This is a genomic window from Bradyrhizobium sp. CCBAU 11430 (assembly GCF_028128855.1).
GTDB lineage: Bacteria > Pseudomonadota > Alphaproteobacteria > Rhizobiales > Xanthobacteraceae > Bradyrhizobium > Bradyrhizobium ottawaense.
In genome coordinates, this window is the sequence record NZ_LBJV01000064.1 from 98045 (window position 1) to 115007 (window position 16963).

A 16963-nucleotide genomic window follows, 5' to 3' on the forward strand; every position below is an offset into this window, starting at 1 on the left:
GATGAGACGGTTACGTTTTTCGTGGTTGATCTCGTTCACGGTGGCCCACCTTGGTCTTGTCTAGCACCAACGCCGCTGTTTTAGGATCGTACAGATAGTCAGTGATCGTTCCGTCCCTGATCCGATCGACCGCCTCGTTTACGACGAACAGAGGCACAAGAAACCATTCGCGCGGGATCACCGGCTGTCCAAAGCGATCCTTGATCTCGATATCGAGGCGCGCCGAGTCGAAAACGCGGTGGATCAGGTTCTCAAGGCGCGTGCGGTTGACGTTGAACAGCTCGTAAGTAGCGATCACCTCAACGTCGGCCATGAGAAACGTCGGGTCTTGCTGTGCAGAAGCAATGCGGCGCGCAATGTCGCCGCCAGTGACGCCGATCTTGTGCAGCACATCGCGGTGGGCCGCGACGGTCGGATGGTCAGACTTGCTACGCAGCACATAGATCGTGCCGCTGGCCAAGTCGCCGTCTTCGCTCTCGCCGGAAAACAGCGGCCCCGCCGTCGGGTCGGTGATGCGCCGGCCCGCCTCGTCTCGGTGGAGGGCACGTTGCAACGAGCGCAATAGAACGTCGCTCTCGGTGCCGTTATCGTAGATCACGCGCAACCGGCTATCGCGACGATCATACTCGGTGACAAATTCCTCGCCGACTTCCGCAACATAAACGATCTGGCCCCCGGCGATGAAAAACTCGCCTTGCTTGATCTCGGCCATTGTCTGGAATCGCCGCGTCTGGCGTATGCCGGCGTCGAGGTCCTTCTTCACCTGAATGAACAGCGGCTTGAAGTTATCGAAGTCCTCGCATGGTGTGCGGTTGGCGATTTCCTCGGCCGCGCGCTTGTCGGCGGCGGTACGGACATGGCGAAGCTCGGTAATGTCGGCCGCGCCCATGCCTTCCAGCTCGGCAAGCAATTCATCGTCATCAATCGATTCGACCGGCTCGGTGGCAGGCGTCACCACGACCGCCAAGAGGCCCTGCTTGTCGAGCGGGGCGAGAAGCGAACGGCATTCTTCCAACCCGCGCAGCCGATCGAGGCGCACGGCATAAAGCCGCTCGAATATGTCGTTGCTCTCGCCATGCGCTGGCGCGCGGCCTTGGGTTTCGACGAAACGCTGAATTTCCTCGAAGCCCGCGATGATGCGTTCCTCGCGTGGACTACGGCCACCTTTCTTTTCTTGCGGGGCGAAGTCGGCAAGGTCAGCCGCCAGTTCGTCAAGATCGAGATCATCCGTCATAGCGGCCCTCCTTCTTGAAGCGCATGAACGCGACCGCCCCCTCGGCCATGCGTCTTTCCCAGGGGTCCTGAGCGTCGATGGAAGGCAGCCGGCCGCGCTCCTTCTTGAACTGCGACGCTCGGACGGCAAGCCCCTTGGCTTCCTCCGGTGTCAAGCTGGTGCGCTTGGCGGCAATGGCCGCGGCGACCTGTTTTAGGCTGTCCTCGCTCATGGTCTTGGCGAGGATGGCATAGGCTTCACCGAACGGATTGATCCGGTCGATGAGGTCGATGTCGAGTTCGCGAACGTCCATCGCGAATTTCCGCACCCCGTCGATCAACGCGGTGTTGGCGCTCGGCTGTTCATCGCCGCCGGTCCCCGCCCCGTCACCGCCAAGCGCAATCTCCTTGGCCTTCTGCGTGATGTTGAGGGCCGCGATGGCGTGTTGACGCACGGCTTCCTGATCTTCCTCGTCCAGTTCGGGATACTTGTCCTTGATGATCTTCCCCAGGCGCACCTGGGTCAGTTCCTCGGGGATCAGTTCCTCGTCGAACAGCCCGCGCTCGATGGTGTTCTTGTCCTGAACGAAAGCGGCGATGACTTCATTCAGATCCTCGGTGCAGATGCGTGCAGCTTCCTTGCTCTTGGGTTCGGCAAGGCCCTTGATCTCGATGTGAAACTGCCCGGTTTGCTCATTGAAGCCCACATTACCCTTACTCAGATCGTAGCCGCCTTCGCCGTAGTCGAAGCCGGCAACCGGGCCGCTCTGCGTGTTCTTCGGCGTGAAGTTGAAGCGTGGCGCGAGCACCTGTTCCATCAACAGGCTGGCGGCAATGGCTTTCAGAGTGTCGTTGACGGCCTCGGTGACGGCCTCCTCGGAGGCGTCCGGCTCGGCGATCAGATTAGTGAAACGCGCTCGGAATTTGCCCGGCGCGTCACGGGTCGCGCGGCCGATAATCTGCACGATCTCGGTGAGGCTGGATCGATAGCCGACGGTCAGCGCGTGCTCACACCAAATCCAATCGAACCCCTCCTTAGCCATGCCGAGCGCGATGATGATGTCGACATGATCGCGGTTGTTCTTCTGCGTGGGGTCTTTCAGCGCGGCTGAAACCTTGTCCCGCTTGGCCGGGTCGTCATCCACAAGATCGGCGATGCGCAGGACCTTTCCCTCCGGCCGCTTGACAAGCTGGAAGCCCGTCGCGGGTTCGACGCCTTGCCACTCGCCCAACGCCTCGATGATGTGCTCCACCTCCCTGATCTTGTCTTTCGTGCTTTCGCGCGAATTGACGCTTGGGATGTGGATGATCGTTTTCTCGTTCGGGTCAAGGACGCTCAGTATGTCGTCGGCATAGGAGCCGGAATAGAAGAAATAGCCGATGTCGAGTTGCTTGAGAAATTCGTAGCCATTGAGTTGTTCGTAGTAGGTATAGGTGACGGGATCGAACTTCGCCTCGTCCTGCGGGGCCAGCACCGGCACGGCGTCGCCCCGGAAGTATGAGCCCGTCATGGCGACGATATGCACCTTGTCGCGGGCGATGAGCGCACCCAGATGCTGGCCTAGCTTGCTCTCAGGGTCGGCGGAAACGTGATGAAACTCATCCACCGCGATCAGCCGGTTGTCGAATTTCTCGACGCCGAACTTGTCCATGGCGAAACGGAAGGTCGCATGGGTGCAGACCAGAACCTTATCATCGCTGTCGAGGAACGCACCGAGGGAATTGACCTTGCCGCCGTTGTCCGAGCCGGGCGCGTCGCAGAGGTTCCATTTTGGCGCAACGATCCAATCGGCCGAAAAGCCGTATTTGGTCAACGGCTCGTCATGGAAGCTCGCGCCGATGGATTTTTCCGGCACGACGATAATGGCCTGCTTGAGACCCTGATTGGCGAGCTTGTCGAGTGCGATGAACATGAGCGCTCGGCTCTTGCCGGAGGCGGGCGGCGACTTGATGAGAAGGTATTGCTCGCCACGCCGTTCATAAGCGCGCTCCTGCATCGGCCGCATGCCGAGCGCGTTGGCTTTGGTCGACGAGCCGTTCCGAGCATAGGAAACCGAAACGGAAGGGATGGTCTTATTGATGTCGGTCACGCGCTTGCCCCCGCCTTTTTCTTCTTCGCCGCCGTCCCTGGCGATGCAATCATCTTGGTGTAAAGATCGAACAGCTTTTCCAATCGCTCCGTGTCGTTGCGGAAGCGGCGGCCGATATAGATGCGTTCAAGCACCTCGTCGTTGCGGTCATGCGCCGCGCGCAAATCGGCCGGCATGCTCTCTGCGTCATAGAGGTCGGCGATGGTCGCCGGAAAGTGCGCCTCGCGAGCCAGCAATATGTCCTCTGCGCACCGACTCAAATCGGCTTTGTTCTTTTCGGTTAGGGAGGGTATGGGGAAGGTGTTCCAGCAGAGTGTGTTGGAATACATAAAGCGTAGCTCAAGGCGACCACAAACGGCGGCAATCCAAGCGATGTGCAATCTGGACGATATGATCGATAGAACCCACAGCGGTTCATCGAAAAGACCGAAGTTTTGACTGCTTATAACTCCCGCATCATCTATCAGGCCCACGGGCAAAAACTCGCGGCTCTCAGATGTGATGCGAGGCAGTACAATGGTATGATGTTTTGCGGACCTCATCTCGCGAAACTGATGCGCTCGTGACGCCATTTGGTTTGCGCTGGCATCTCGGCTGGAAAGCCTCAGTTGCCTAACAGCATCAATTCGTTTCGCGACCCCCGGGTATTTTCTAGCTTCGGCAAGATCACTATCCTCGATCCATAGGCAATAGACCTCCTCCCCTCGTATGAAGTCGGACGATCCGTAGATGCGGCGGATAATGCGCGATGACAGCTCCGCGGGAAGATCGAGGACACCAAGCTCCTGTCTGCTCAGCCGCAAGTGACCGCCATCGACAACTTTGTTTCCGAAGATCATCTTCGGCAGCGGTGCCGCTGGCTTACTCGCTTTGTTAACGATGATATCGCGGCCTGGCGCGAGATAAGCGTTGATGTTTTCCGTTTGCTTCTCGACGGTGTTGCCGTCATCCCCAATCGAGAACAATCGCCGAACCCTGGCTGGATCGTTCGATATTCCAATGATGGCGACTGTGACTCCGGCGTTGTGGCTGGCGAGATTCGCCCACTTGAAGCTAGTGTGAGCGAATGCGATTTCGTGTCCGGTGTTAAAGATCAGCGGCCAGAGAATCGGCACCTGCTGCCCTTGGCAAACTGAGTTGGTGGACACGAAAGCCGCAGTCGCGCTTGTCTGCGTTCCATAATCGGCGGCCTTCATGAACCAACCCGAAACGTAGTCGAGCGACTTCCAGCTTTTCGTTCGCCCGTCGAAGATCGCCTTCAACTCGGACTTATGATGGTCAGATTGCCAAGTCGAGCCAAGATAAGGAGGGTTGCCGCAGATATAGGTCTCTCCTCCTTCGTTCTCGAAATCGATCTGCGCCTGATCCAATGGGGTGTTGAAGAGGTCATCGCCGTGCAGCTTCACACCCGTCCCCGTCGGCGGGCAGATGCTCAGCCAGTCGAGCCGCAGAGCGTTGCCGCAGGTGATCCAGTTCTGCGCGTCGAGTGGCAGGAAGTCCTGCAAGGCTTCCTTCTGCCCGCGGTAGAGCACGTCGCACTGAAACTCGGCGATGATGAGCGCAAGGCGGGCGACCTCGGCCGGGAAGTCGCGCAGCTCGACGCCGCGAAAGTTTGTCAGCGGGATTTCCGACCGCCGGTCGGCCTCGCCGCGCCGCCTGTTGATCTCGGCCTCGATCTCACGCATCGCCTTGTAGGCAATGACAAGGAAGTTGCCGGAACCGCAGGCCGGATCGAAGACCCTGATCTTCGCCATGCGATTGCGGAGGTTCAGCAGTTTGCGGGGATTGTCGTCCGCTTCCGCAAGCCGGGCGCGCAGATCGTCGAGAAACAGCGGGTTGAGGACTTTCAGGATGTTCGGCACGGAGGTGTAGTGCATACCGAGCGCGCCGCGTTCCTCGTCCTCCGCTACAGCCTGGATCATCGACCCGAAAATGTCGGGGTTGATCTTCGTCCAGTCGAGGCTGCCGATGTGCAGAAGGTACGAGCGGGCGATCTTGCTGAAACGTGGCGTGTCCACACTGCCGGAGAACAGTTCGCCGTTCACGTAGGGAAAGGCGTCGGCCCATCGAGGAATCCCGGCGCTCGCCCGGGCCTCGCGCTTCGTGTTCATCGCGCGGAACAATTCACCGATTACCCCGTGCGTGTTCGACGAATCCCGCTCGCTCATTCGCGCAATTGTGTCGGTGAACAGGTCTTTACCGCTGAATATGTCGGTATCCTCAGCGAAGAAGCAGAAGATCAGCCGCGCCATAAAATGGTTCATGTCACGGCGGCGCTCGGCTGCGCCCCAATCGGGGTTGTCTCTCAGAAGTTCGACATATAGCCGGTTCATGCGGCTGGTGGCGCGCATGTCGAAGGAACTATCGCGCACCTGCTTGATGGTGGTGATGCCCGCGAGCGGCAGGAAGAAACCAAAGTGATCGGGGAAATCAGCATAGGCGCAGGCGACGGTCTCGCCGGTGTCCAAATCCTCCGCCTCGAAGTCCGCGCCGTCGGTCGCTAGGATGAAACGCGCCTTCGCCTTCGCCGTGGCCGGGCTGGCTTTCAGCGCAGCCAAGGTCTTCGTGACTGCGCCCGGCGCACAGACGGCGATGTGAATGTGGCTCCGTTGCAGGACGCCGCCCAGGTCGGAGCTATTCGACGCGCCCGCCCGCAGCTTCTTGATCGTTGTTTCCTTATTGCCGAAGGCTTGCAGGAAGGCGAACGGGAACTCGCCGCCATTGAACGGCTGCTCGGCCAGGGCAGATATGGCTTCTTCAATTTCGACGGCGTTCATCTTGCCCCAGCCTGCCCGGATCCCGGAAGGGACCGCTGATGTAAATGCGGCCGAACTTTCCCCCTCCATAAAAGCAGATATAGTTTTTGTGGCGATTTCCGAGAAAGCATAGGTGTTTCATAGACTTCAACGGCGGCGGTAATTCAAGGAAATTCTGGGAAATTTGCACTACCATCAACCAGCTGTCCCGCTGTCCCACACCCTAAGGCAGCGGGACAGCGGGACAGGGGTCGCTAGTCCTTCGGCTCCGCCGGCTTGGATTTCTTCGCCCGCTTGGCCTTCTTCAACAGCCGGTCAACCCTAGACTTGCTCATCGACAGCTCTTTGCCGATCTCACGGGTGCTCTTGCCCGCTTCCGACAGGTCCAGCACCTTCTGCACATCCTCTGCGTCTTCGCTTTTCAGATCGGTGCAGACCCAGCGGGCCGCCCCGTCGTCGTCCAACTCGAGTTTCGCCTCGAATGCGAGGGCATCCTCGCCGAACACCCCGCGCGCCTTGGTCAGGTGCACCTCGAAGCGTGCGCCTTCGCCGGGATCATAGTCTTCCGGGTGCTTGAGCTGGATCACCGTGTCGAGCACGTCCTCCCGCTTGGACGTGCCGCGCGCATTGCCGCCGCGGCCGGCGTGATGCACGACTAAGACGGTGACCCCGCGTCGCCGCAACTGGAGCAGCCAGGCCTGCATCGAGATCCAGGACTCGGCGTCGTTCTCCGCGCCGCCGTTTACGAGGGTCGACAAGTTGTCCAGAACCAAAAATTCTACACCGTCCAGATGCGAGTTGATGGCCTCTTGCTGCTTCGGATCGGCCAGATTGAGGGACGTCCCCAACGGCTGCCGGTCCATGCACAGGAGGCGGAATGCGCCAACCGGTGGTTGGCGCCCTCCTTTCATCGTTGCTAACAGACGGTCTTGTAAGGCCTCCTGAGGCATCTCTCCATCGACGTACAGCACGTTGCACGCCCTATCGGCTCGCCAGCGCAGAAACTCGCCACCGCAGCTCACAGCGTAAGCGATGCCCAGCGCGACATGGGTCTTGCCGATACCGCGCCCCGCGAACAGCATGGCCAGACCTCGTTCCGGCAGGATCGGATCCAGCACGTTCTTGCGCGGCGGCAACTTCAGCTTGGCGAACTTGCTGACGCAGATCGTGTCGAGCGTCAGAGGTTGCTCTTCCGCTTCAACTTCGTCATCGCCGACCCGGTCGTCGACATCGGCTCGCTCATCGAAATCGAATGCCTGATCATCCATGTCGGCTACCCTTCTCCTCGTCGGTCAATACCGCCCGCCAGCAGTTGACACGCCGTCCCGCTCTGCTGAGGCGGCGCTCTCCCGTCTGCTCCACCTCTCTGGCGTAGTGCGCTTCGGCCAGACGCGGTCGGACAGGCAACAGGCTCAGCCCGAAGTGCTCCGCGATCTCATCCGCGGTGTAGCCCTTGGGGTAGTGAGACTTCAGGTAAGCGACGATCTGCTTGCGCAGAACGCGCGCTCGGCCCCGCACCGCGATTGCGGCTTCCTTGCTGGCTCCCGGGGTCTTGTAACCCGCCGTGTCCGGATAGCTCATCGCTGCACCTCCGACGTGGAGCGCACCAGCGGACCGATCTTGGCTTGAGCCCAGGCATCAAGGCCAGAGATCGGATACAACGGGAATCGGCCGGCCAGCCTGAACGGCGGCCCGTCTGAGCTGACGCAAGCGAGCTTCGCCAGCGTCTTGGGTGAGCACGGGATGTTGTACGTCTCAGCCACGTATCGGGCTGCCTCAAACCGGCGCAGATAGCGCTCGACCGAGGAGTTATGTTTCAGATTGTGCATATTGACCTTTCTGTTTGTCGCTGGACATTCCAACGATGTCAGGTCAATTACCCCTGAGTGTTCGAATCTAAATTAGGTAATAGACGAAAAGTTAGGCGCCCAATTCGGAATTGGATTCAGACTAATTTTCGCGCCTCTTCGGCGGCTCCCTTGATGAACAGTTTGCCGAAGTCGATCCTTTGATTGCCAGACAGGTTTGCTCGCACTCCCGGGATATCGTTCAGAAAATCCTTGTATTCGCTGCTGGCGGCCGCATCAGAGACCGCAAAGGTCTGGAATAGCTTCACCCAGTTTTTGACCGCGGTGCTCAGCTCGCTTCCGGTCCGCTGTATCCTCTGAAATTCCTTCCGGTACTTTAGGACGTGTTTGATCGCATCATCCTGCTCTAACCCGCCCTCCTCCAGGAGCCGGACGCCCATGCAGACCTTCGCCCGCACCCTCCACAGCGCAGACCGATCGTTCTTTTGGCCCCGTTTGCCGGAAGATGTAGGGGGTTTAAACAGCGGTGTGACTGTTCCCATCCTGAGGTCATGGAACGCCTCCGACAGTGCCTGGAAGCGCTGCCCCAACTCCTCCTCTCCGATGGCGGTGAGGAGATGCATAACGGCGACGCTCGCTAAAGAGTAACCGGCCTGCAACCGCATCTGCGGAGCAGATTGATCCTCCTCGTCAGCGCCCTCAAAAGCTTGCTTTACATTCTTTTTGAAGGACACCAGCGGATCGAACGGCTGCCGCTCTGGATTTCTGTATTCGGCTTTGGACTTGCTCTTTGGCATACCGGGCAACTAATTCCTGTTAGTCTTGTACGTGTGTAGCGACATGGGACCGGCCGGCCGATGCAGCTCGCGCTTTGCGTGTCCGACCGCCTCTCGAAACCTGTCGTCCCATCATCGCATCGTCGATGTGCCGAGCAATGCGATCCGCCGCTGCGAGCAGCGCGGAATCGATCTTGTGGATGTAGCCTTCCGTTACACTCGCCCGCGCGTGACCGACTAGAGCCTTGATGGTCGGGATTGAATAGCCCAGGTCCTCGGCCGTCGAGCTGAACGAATGACGCAAACCATGGCTGGTAATGCCAGGGACTTCCTCGGCGGATACTTTCTGAAGCCAACGGGTTAGGCCGGTGTGGTGCTTGTTGCTAGTCGTTATCGCAGGGAAGACGTACTTCGAGCCTGACTTGACCATGGCCTTCTTTAGGACCGCGATCACTGCCGAGCCCACTGGTCGGATACTCTTTCCGGTTTTCGTCTTGCCTAACCTGAGGGCCATTCCGACAGTGTCGACCTCGGTCTTGAGAAGCCCCTCTACCTCGTCCAGGCGACAGCCGGTCATAGCGGCCACTCGACTCGCAAGCACTCGCTGCCAATGCTCTCCATTTGCCTCCGCTGCCGCTAGACATTTGCCGAGCTTGCGGTATCCGGCGTCATCCAACCGCCACTCGCGAGTTCCATCTTTTGGTCGAATGATGCCGTTGACGGGATTGTCAGGTCGATATCCCTCGCGGACTGCGTAGCTGAAGATACCGCCAAGAAGACCAATCGTGCGGGCAGCGGTGCCATTCCCACCAGTGACGATCGCACGTCCTCGCTCTTTCGTTTTGACGTCGGCGGCGGATTTCCCGCTCATTACATCTCGCATGAAGCGGCTGGCATCAGCAGCGGTGAAGTCCGCGACCGTGCGGTTCCCGATGAGGGGAACGATGTGCCGCGTGACCCGTCCCTTGTCGCTGTAGACGGTGGTGGCGCTCTTTGTTACGCCCCGGCGTGTCAGTATGAGGCCCCGCTCAGCCTTCTCCATGTACTCCTGACAAAGCTCCTCGACCGTCATAGCACCCCGGGCGAGCTTCCGACTTTCTGCTGGATCAGACCCCTTCACGACCTCCGCAAGGGCAAGCTTGGCTGCTTTGCGGCCCTCTTCTGCGGTCAGCACGCCATACCGTCCCAGGGTGAGGCGCCGGCTTCGACCGTTCGCGTTTCGATACTGGATGACGAAGGACTTGACCCCACTCTTCTTGACCCTCAAACCGAAGCCGGGAATCTCATCGTCCCAGACGAAGAGGTCGCCGCCTGCAGCGGTGGCTGCATCGGCAATGCGCTTGGTGATCTTGGGCATGGGTAAGCAGAAGGTAAGCAGTTGTTGGGGAACCGAGCCAAATCTCGGGAACCAACAGGACCTTCGAAAAGCCTATAAGCTACGGGATTTGCTGCCGAAAGTAATATCAGCCCATCGGCAGCAAATCAAGGAAAACCTATAACCTTTGCCCTCCGAAGGCAAAGGTCACACGTTCGAATCGTGTCGGGTGCGCCAGTCTTGCGGCCGTTTCAGGCCGACGCTCACGTCAGCACCGCGATAATCGCCTGGATCTGATCGGAGGCGGACGAGACCAATCCGTCATATGATGTCTGGCCGTGTGCGGCGGCGTTCAGGATGCATTCCGCCACGGCCGCTTTCAGACCGAACACCGATTGATGGGCCGGTACGCTCGCCATCACGGTCTCCAGCGCTTGACGCATCGTGTGAATGAGCTCGGAGCTGTATTGCATTGGCTGTCCTCCGTGGGCTCATATTAGGTCGCGTGACCATGCTTGCCACTCACAAGCCTGAGATTGCTCTTTGAACCGGTTGAGACCGAATGTCTCAATTCAAACGCCAGATCGCCGCATTGAGCACGCCGGCAAACGCGACCCAGGCTGCGTAAGCCACGAACAATGCGGCGGCCAGCCTGTCTCGTGATGCCTCGAGACCGATATAGGTCACGATCGCGACGAACAGGCCGATGAGGATGACGAGCGCCGCGCCGATCTGATGCATCGTGAACATGACCGGAGACCAGATGAAATTAAGCGCCAGTTGCGCAGCCCAGGCCAGCATCGCTTTGCCCCCGGGTTCACGGCGAAAGGTCCGCCAGCCCGCGATGGCGATCATGATGTAGAGCAGGATCCAGGCCACCGGGAACGCCCAGTTCGGTGGCACGAAAGCCGGCTTGGCGAGGCCGGCATACCAATCTCCGGGGAGATTGGTCGCACCGATCAGCCAGCCGATGCCGACTACCCCTACCACGAACAACAACAGCTGCAGCATCCATCACCTCGCGCATCGCATCGCGCAATTGTATCATCTTTCCATGAGCGAATCCGACACGGTGACCGGCGAAGCCTCACCCGTCCGCAAGATCATCCATATCGACATGGATGCGTTCTATGCATCGGTGGAGCAGCGCGATAATCCGGACCTTCGCGGCAAGCCGGTCGCGGTCGGAGGCTCCGCGGAACGCGGCGTCGTTGCGGCCGCCAGTTACGAGGCGCGCCAGTTCGGCGTTCGCTCCGCGATGCCTTCCGTCACTGCGAAGCGGCAGTGTCCCGATCTGATCTTCGTCAGGCCGCGCTTCGAGGTCTACAAGGCGATCTCCAGGCAGATCCGCGACATCTTTACCGAACACACGCCCATCATCGAACCCTTGTCGCTCGACGAGGCCTATCTCGACGTGACGGAAAACCTGCAAGGCATCCCGCTGGCGCGCGACATCGCGCTGAAGATCCGCGGGAAGATCAAGGCCGAGACTGATCTCAACGCGTCGGCGGGCATCTCTTACAACAAATTTCTGGCCAAGCTCGCCTCCGATCATCGCAAGCCCAACGGTCAGTTCGTGATCTCGCCGGAGATGGGACCGGCTTTCGTCGAGACGCTGCCGGTCGGCAGGTTTCACGGCATAGGCCCGGCGACGGCTGCGAAGATGAATGCGCTCGGCCTGTTCACCGGCCTCGACATCCGCAATCAGACGCTGGAGTTCATGAATGCGAATTTCGGCAAGTCGGGCGCCTATTACTACTGGATCTCGCGTGGTGTCGACGATCGGCCGGTCCGGGCCAACCGGATCCGCAAGTCCATCGGCGCGGAGACCACGTTCTCGACCGACCTCGCCGAATATGGCGCGCTGGCGGCCGAGCTCAAGCCTCTCGTCGACAAGGTCTGGCGGCATTGCGAGGCGACCGGCAATCGCGGCCGCACCGTCACCTTGAAGATCAAGTTTGCCGACTTCGAGATCATCACGCGCAGCAAGTCCGTCGCAGCGGCCGTTGCGGGGCGGGACGATCTGGAACGGCTGGCGTGCGGCCTGCTCGAAGTCGAGATGCCGCTGCCCAAGCGCGTCAGGCTGCTGGGTGTCTCGCTGTCCGCGCTCCAGACCGGGGACGATGCGGAGCCGCAGCTGACCTTGGGCATTTGAACGGGGCCGACAGGCCCCTCGCCGAACGCGACATCTTTATCCGCGACGCGGCGCAAAACCTGTCGTAGAGACAGTAAAACACGATTTTTCGCGATTGATGCTGGAATGCTCGCCTTATTGATACGCCTCGGATTGCGCTTCGAAGACCGCATCGAGGAGCGCCGGTTTGTCGACCAATACGTCCGAGGCAGTCTCGGGTGGACGCAGATCGCGATGCTGCTCGGCGCCGCCACCTATGCCGGCTACACCCTCTGGGATTGGGTGCTCTATCCCGAAGTCGTTCCGACCACGCTTGCCATCCGTGGCGGCACCGCACTGTTCGTGCTGCTCCCGCTGACCGCGTTACTGTCACGGCGCTTGATGAAGCCATGGGCAGAGACGATTTTCCTCGTCTATTGCGTCATTCCCGGCTGCATCCTGCCGAGCATCTATCTCGTCCTGCCGTCGGGCTTCACCTTTGCCGCCCCCGGCATGATGATGATCATTCTGTTCGTCTCCACCATGCTGCCATTACGGATCGGCTCGCTGGCGATTTTCTGCCTGCTGTCGTGGCTGGCGCTGCTGGTCGCCGAGACGTTCGCACCGACGATGCCGATGGGCCTGCGATTCATCAATCACTCTCTCGTCGGCAACGCCTACGCATTATCGCTCTACGCGGTGGCCGCGCGCGAATACCGGGCGCGAAAGCAATTCCGAACGTCGGAGGCGCTGCAGCGGGAAAAGGAGCGTTCGGAGAAATCGCTGCGCGATCTGCGCGCGACCCAGGAGCATCTGGTGCAGGCGGAAAAGCTCGCCTCGCTCGGTCGATTGGTGGCCGGTGTCGCTCACGAGGTCAGCACTCCGCTTGGCCTCGCCCTGACGACCTCGACAGCCATGCAGACGGATCTACAGACAATCGCCGATGCATTGGGCGGAGCGTCGGTCCGGCGATCCGATCTGACCAAGGGAATTGACAGGCTCAAACAGGGGCTCGACCTGACCTTCGATAACCTGCACCGCGCATCCGAGATGGTGCACAGCTTCAGGCAGGTCGCAGTCCACCAGGCCGATGAGGACCGGCGCGCCTTCGAGCTTAAGGATTGGCTGGCTGAGCTGATGTCCAAGCTTGGGCCGCTGCTATCGCACCATGCTCTGACGGTTGACGTCCAATGCCCGGCAGGCATCAAGCTCAACAGCTACCCGGGCGCACTCGCGCAGGTGATCAGCAATCTCGCCCTCAATACCGCGGGGCATGCGTACCCGGACAAGAGAGGCGGCAGATTCGCGCTCACAGTCAGCCAGCCGGACGCGAAACGGGTCCGGCTGGTCTGCACCGACGACGGCGTTGGGATACCCGAGGAATTGCAGGCGCAGATCTTCGATCCGTTCGTCACGACCGGCCGCGAGAGCGGACATGCCGGCCTCGGGCTGCACATCGCATTCAATTTGGTGGCCTCGTCCCTGAACGGGCGCCTGCGCCTCGAAAGCAAGAGGGGTCCAGGGACTCAGATCGCGATCGAGATCCCGATCGATGCATGAAACTGCGATCGCTGGAGCCGCCTCGGAGAGCGGCGCGCGGCCGACGGTGACGGGATTTTCAACCCCGCCACCGATAAAGCTCGACCCGCTCGGGGGCAATCAATGTCTCACGTGCTCGAACACGACGATCACGCCGGTCGGCTCGGGCTCGTGCGCCATCAGGCGCGTCAGGTCGGAATCACCCCAATCGGCGAGGCTGACGACTTCGCCGCTCTGGCGATCGGGACCGAGCGATGGTGTGGGCTCGAGGACCTTGAGGCCCATCTCGTCGACGAAGAAGGTATGATCGCCGAACATGCTGTTGAGCTGCGGCATGGCCGGATGTTCGTCGGGCAGCACCTGAGCGCCGAGTTGGTTGACGGTCTGCTTCACCTGTTCGGATGTGAGCTTCATGAGCTGCTCCGTTTCTGTATACGGTTTCGTTGGCCCCGGGCGGGAGCACGCGTTCCCTACGCCTTTGTCCGCCTGGCTCGACTCCGAACAGGTGCTGCGCACAAATGTTCCCCAAAAATGTATTTCGTGATCGCGCGTTGCATCTGCCGCGCTCGCGGCACGAGATCGCCACAGGATACACACGATTTATCCGCGGGCGGGTCTAATCGACGGCTTCGACGATCCGGATGTCGCGGTCCGCACCGTCTCCGAGCAGATCGTGAGCTGCCTGGTAGGCCGGGCTTGCATACGCCGCCTTGGCGCGCTCGACGCTGTCGAACTCGATGAGAACCACGCGCTCCATTTGGCCGAGTTCGAAGGCCGCGGCCGGCATCCCGCGTGCGAGCACGCGGCCGCCCGCCGCTTCGATCGCCGGACGCGACAGTTTGGCGTAAGCCGCCATCGCATCGGGATTCTTGATCGCGCGGTAGGTGGCAACCCAATAGGCTTTGGCCATTTTTCTTTCCTGGCTTCGGGGACCTGCTACGCGCTGCGGCTTTCACCGACCGAGAGCGCGCAGATGCGTGACAGATATGTGTAGGGCAGACCGGTCTCCTCGGCCCAGGCATTGAACTGCGCCTGCACCTTGGCGAGATCGCCCTTCGACTTGACCTCTTCGGCAATGTCGAGACCGGCATCGCGCAGGCAAGCTACCACGTCCCCGGACGTCACAAAGCCATCCCACCCGACGAAGCGCAGCAGCATCTGCCCGGTATTGCCGCCGAGCCGGCTGCCGCGCCTGGTCATGAGACCGAGCAGGCCGATCTCGTCGGACGAGGGCCACTTCGCCAGAAATTTGCCGAAGCTGCCATGCCCCTTCGCGATCTCCTGCACGAAGGCGGCGTTGTCGCGCACCGACATGATCTTGGCACCGTTGCGCACGATACGCGCATCGCGCAGCAGGCCTTCCCAATAATCCTCGGGCTGGAAGGTGAGCTTGGCCGGCTGGAAATGCAGGAAGGCGTCTTCGAAGCCGTCCCATTTCGTCTCGATCACGCTCCAGGCAAAGCCGGCGCAAAACACGCGCCTGGTCATTTCGGCGAGGACGCGGTCGTCGCCGAGCTTGGCCAGCCGCTTGAGGTCCGGCTTTGCCGGCATCAATTTCTCCAGCGCCTTGGGCCCGCCCTTGCGCTTCTCAGCGCGGGCACGAATGGTCTTGAAGGAGGTCATGCGGACATCCGCGTTGATGGATCGTCAAGACACCAGAATTGGATCAAGAGGTCCAGCACCGCGGAGGTGAAGTCCGTGACGCCGGCGCGCCAAGCGCACGTGGTCGGGTCCTCGGCCAAGGACGTCGCCGCCCGCAAGCGGGAGCGGGTGGATAGCGGCTGATTTCATCTCAAAGTTGTTGTTGGATGCCACTGCCAGTGAAGCGGCCTCAGTCACCGCCTCGCTGGGACTGTGGTTTATCTTCGCAATCCCGGTTGCAACCCCGCTCGCATCGTCATCCAGACTGAGTAGAACGACGAGCGGCGTCGCGACCCAATAATGTGACCTATTCTTGCAATGTCTTTTGTCTCCGTGGCGTTCCTCGGTCTGGTGCCCGCGACCTTCCTGCTCTACCACGCCACCTCCAGGCTCGCGGTCCAGAATGTCATCATCCTGGCGGCAAGCTACGTCTTTTATGGCTGGTGGGACTGGCGTTTTCTGCCTCTGCTGGTCGGAATTTCCGTCGTCAACTATGCCGCGGCGATTCTGATCGCCGCGACCCATCACGAGCACACCCGAAAGCTTCTGCTCTTTTCCGCGGTCGCAGTGGCGATCATCGTTCTCGCGATATTCAAGTACTTCAGCTTCTTCGTCGATTCGTTCATGACGATTGCACAACGCGCGGGTCTCAATCCGAACCTGCCGACGTTGCGCATCATCCTGCCGCTGGGCATTTCCTTCATCACCTTCCAGGGCATCGCCTATGTGGTGGACGTTTATCGCGGCAAGCATGTTGCGGAGAGAGACCTCGTCAAGTTTCTCGCCTTCAAGGCGTTCTTCCCACAACTCGTGGCGGGACCGATCGAGAGAGCCAGCAATCTCCTGGATCAATTTTCGAAGCCGCGACAATTCACGGCTGATCATGCCGACCGCGCACTCTGGCTCCTGATCTACGGCTACGCCATGAAGGTCGTGGTGGCGGACAGCCTGGCGGTGATCGTCGACACGCTCTTCATTCCGGATCAACCCTTCGGCTGGTCGGTCGTGCTCGCCACGATCGCCTTCGGCATCCAGATCTACGCCGATTTCAACGGATACAGCCTGATCGCAAAAGGCGTCGCGCTTCTGTTCGGCTTCGAGCTGACGTGGAATTTCCGTTACCCCTACTGGTCGGTATCGATCAGCGAATTCTGGCGACGCTGGCACATCAGCCTCAGCACATGGCTACGGGACTACTTGTACATCTCGCTCGGTGGAAACCGTCGCGGCGAGACCATCACGAACCGGAATTTGATGCTGACCATGGCCTTGGGAGGCCTCTGGCACGGCGCGTCGTGGACATTCGTTCTTTGGGGACTGCTTCATGGCACCGTGCTTGCGATGTGGCGTAAATTGCCCGGCGGAGACGAGCCCCCTTCGAAGATCGCCCGCGGCGCCGGCTGGGCCGTCACCATGCTGGTCGTGTTCGTCGGCTGGTTCCTCTTTCGAGCAGCAAATTGGAATTTGCTGGTGGGCATGCTCAGTGCGCTCAAGAACTGGGAATGGGCCCCGGTGCACAGTGCCGTCGCGCTCGCAATTCTATCGCTGTCGGCCCCGCTGATGCTGCTGGAATGGCAATTGCAGTCGCACGGGGACTACTTCCTGATCCGCCGACCTGCGTGGATGAGGTATCCGCTGTTTGCGGCCCTGGCGGCTGTGACGATCGCGGCGTCCGGGCACGTCAACGCAACCTTCATCTATTTTCAGTTCTAG

Annotated in this window: 16 protein-coding genes; 3 read left to right on the forward strand and 13 right to left on the reverse strand. The window is 60.3% G+C overall.

Annotation, left to right across the window (positions count from 1 at the left end; genetic code table 11):
* Window positions 1-10 precede the first annotated feature (10 nt).
* The 10 genes from XI04_RS23655 to XI04_RS23700 all read right to left on the reverse strand — a co-directional run bounded on the left by XI04_RS23655 (window position 11) and on the right by XI04_RS23700 (window position 10968).
* Window positions 11-1234 (reverse strand): GIY-YIG nuclease family protein, encoded by a 1224-nt coding sequence (locus XI04_RS23655; RefSeq protein WP_271623776.1) that lies wholly within the window; start codon window positions 1232-1234, stop codon window positions 11-13.
* Window positions 1224-3302, reverse strand: a complete 2079-nt coding sequence (locus tag XI04_RS23660; RefSeq protein WP_271623777.1) for a DEAD/DEAH box helicase — start codon at window positions 3300-3302, stop codon at window positions 1224-1226. The genes XI04_RS23655 and XI04_RS23660 overlap by 11 nt, the downstream gene beginning before the upstream one ends.
* Window positions 3299-6079: a class I SAM-dependent DNA methyltransferase gene (locus tag XI04_RS23665; RefSeq protein ID WP_271623778.1), complete on the reverse strand. Its 2781-nt coding sequence runs from the start codon at window positions 6077-6079 to the stop codon at window positions 3299-3301. Before XI04_RS23665 ends, XI04_RS23660 begins: the two co-directional genes overlap by 4 nt.
* A 233-nt stretch (window positions 6080-6312) precedes the next feature.
* Entirely contained in the window at window positions 6313-7326 is a 1014-nt protein-coding gene (locus XI04_RS23670; RefSeq protein WP_271623779.1) for an AAA family ATPase, read from the reverse strand.
* Window positions 7319-7639, reverse strand: a complete 321-nt coding sequence (locus XI04_RS23675) for a hypothetical protein (protein WP_271623780.1) — start codon at window positions 7637-7639, stop codon at window positions 7319-7321. Before XI04_RS23675 ends, XI04_RS23670 begins: the two co-directional genes overlap by 8 nt.
* Window positions 7636-7887 carry a hypothetical protein gene (locus XI04_RS23680; protein WP_271623781.1) on the reverse strand — a complete coding sequence of 84 codons (252 nt, stop codon included), beginning with the start codon at window positions 7885-7887 and terminating at the stop codon, window positions 7636-7638. Before XI04_RS23680 ends, XI04_RS23675 begins: the two co-directional genes overlap by 4 nt.
* A 116-nt stretch (window positions 7888-8003) precedes the next feature.
* On the reverse strand, window positions 8004-8663 hold the full coding sequence (locus XI04_RS23685; RefSeq protein ID WP_271623782.1) for a hypothetical protein: 660 nt from the start codon (window positions 8661-8663) through the stop codon (window positions 8004-8006).
* 19 nt (window positions 8664-8682) lie between these two features.
* On the reverse strand, window positions 8683-9999 hold the full coding sequence (locus XI04_RS23690; protein ID WP_271623783.1) for a tyrosine-type recombinase/integrase: 1317 nt from the start codon (window positions 9997-9999) through the stop codon (window positions 8683-8685).
* 221 nt (window positions 10000-10220) lie between these two features.
* Window positions 10221-10430 (reverse strand): hypothetical protein, encoded by a 210-nt coding sequence (locus XI04_RS23695; protein ID WP_095424946.1) that lies wholly within the window; start codon window positions 10428-10430, stop codon window positions 10221-10223.
* 94 nt (window positions 10431-10524) lie between these two features.
* Entirely contained in the window at window positions 10525-10968 is a 444-nt protein-coding gene (locus XI04_RS23700) for a TspO/MBR family protein (protein ID WP_271611010.1), read from the reverse strand.
* Window positions 10969-11011: 43 nt separating this feature from the next.
* On the opposite strand from XI04_RS23700, the gene dinB reads away from it, so the two are divergent.
* Both dinB and XI04_RS23710 read left to right on the forward strand, forming a co-directional pair.
* Window positions 11012-12112: a DNA polymerase IV gene (gene dinB / locus XI04_RS23705; protein WP_271610274.1), complete on the forward strand. Its 1101-nt coding sequence runs from the start codon at window positions 11012-11014 to the stop codon at window positions 12110-12112.
* 105 nt (window positions 12113-12217) lie between these two features.
* Window positions 12218-13630: a sensor histidine kinase gene (locus XI04_RS23710; RefSeq protein WP_028139573.1), complete on the forward strand. Its 1413-nt coding sequence runs from the start codon at window positions 12218-12220 to the stop codon at window positions 13628-13630.
* A 99-nt stretch (window positions 13631-13729) separates the two neighbouring features.
* Here the strand turns inward: XI04_RS23710 and XI04_RS23715 are convergent, their stop codons facing one another.
* The 3 genes from XI04_RS23715 to XI04_RS23725 form a co-directional block, all read right to left on the reverse strand.
* Entirely contained in the window at window positions 13730-14023 is a 294-nt protein-coding gene (locus XI04_RS23715; RefSeq protein WP_271610273.1) for a hypothetical protein, read from the reverse strand.
* Window positions 14024-14225: 202 nt separating this feature from the next.
* A complete protein-coding gene (locus XI04_RS23720) occupies window positions 14226-14519 on the reverse strand; it encodes a DUF1330 domain-containing protein (RefSeq protein ID WP_028139571.1) in 294 nt (97 codons plus the stop codon).
* Between the two features lie 26 nt (window positions 14520-14545).
* Window positions 14546-15232 (reverse strand): DNA-3-methyladenine glycosylase I, encoded by a 687-nt coding sequence (locus tag XI04_RS23725; RefSeq protein WP_028139570.1) that lies wholly within the window; start codon window positions 15230-15232, stop codon window positions 14546-14548.
* 336 nt (window positions 15233-15568) lie between these two features.
* On the opposite strand from XI04_RS23725, the gene XI04_RS23730 reads away from it, so the two are divergent.
* On the forward strand, window positions 15569-16963 hold the full coding sequence (locus tag XI04_RS23730; protein WP_038970654.1) for an MBOAT family O-acyltransferase: 1395 nt from the start codon (window positions 15569-15571) through the stop codon (window positions 16961-16963).

Bases quoted from the DNA above. Each gene is read 5' to 3' on its own strand.
- XI04_RS23655 (WP_271623776.1), bottom strand. From the start codon at position 1,234: ATGACGGATGATCTCGATCTTGACGAACTGGCGGCTGACCTTGCCGAC.
- XI04_RS23665 (WP_271623778.1), bottom strand. From the start codon at position 6,079: ATGAACGCCGTCGAAATTGAAGAAGCCATATCTGCCCTGGCCGAGCAG.
- XI04_RS23670 (WP_271623779.1), bottom strand. From the start codon at position 7,326: ATGGATGATCAGGCATTCGATTTCGATGAGCGAGCCGATGTCGACGAC.
- XI04_RS23675 (WP_271623780.1), bottom strand. From the start codon at position 7,639: ATGAGCTATCCGGACACGGCGGGTTACAAGACCCCGGGAGCCAGCAAG.
- XI04_RS23680 (WP_271623781.1), bottom strand. From the start codon at position 7,887: ATGCACAATCTGAAACATAACTCCTCGGTCGAGCGCTATCTGCGCCGG.
- XI04_RS23685 (WP_271623782.1), bottom strand. From the start codon at position 8,663: ATGCCAAAGAGCAAGTCCAAAGCCGAATACAGAAATCCAGAGCGGCAG.
- XI04_RS23690 (WP_271623783.1), bottom strand. From the start codon at position 9,999: ATGCCCAAGATCACCAAGCGCATTGCCGATGCAGCCACCGCTGCAGGC.
- XI04_RS23695 (WP_095424946.1), bottom strand. From the start codon at position 10,430: ATGCAATACAGCTCCGAGCTCATTCACACGATGCGTCAAGCGCTGGAG.
- XI04_RS23700 (WP_271611010.1), bottom strand. From the start codon at position 10,968: ATGCTGCAGCTGTTGTTGTTCGTGGTAGGGGTAGTCGGCATCGGCTGG.
- dinB (WP_271610274.1), top strand. From the start codon at position 11,012: ATGAGCGAATCCGACACGGTGACCGGCGAAGCCTCACCCGTCCGCAAG.
- XI04_RS23710 (WP_028139573.1), top strand. From the start codon at position 12,218: ATGCTCGCCTTATTGATACGCCTCGGATTGCGCTTCGAAGACCGCATC.
- XI04_RS23715 (WP_271610273.1), bottom strand. From the start codon at position 14,023: ATGAAGCTCACATCCGAACAGGTGAAGCAGACCGTCAACCAACTCGGC.
- XI04_RS23720 (WP_028139571.1), bottom strand. From the start codon at position 14,519: ATGGCCAAAGCCTATTGGGTTGCCACCTACCGCGCGATCAAGAATCCC.
- XI04_RS23725 (WP_028139570.1), bottom strand. From the start codon at position 15,232: ATGACCTCCTTCAAGACCATTCGTGCCCGCGCTGAGAAGCGCAAGGGC.
- XI04_RS23730 (WP_038970654.1), top strand. From the start codon at position 15,569: ATGTCTTTTGTCTCCGTGGCGTTCCTCGGTCTGGTGCCCGCGACCTTC.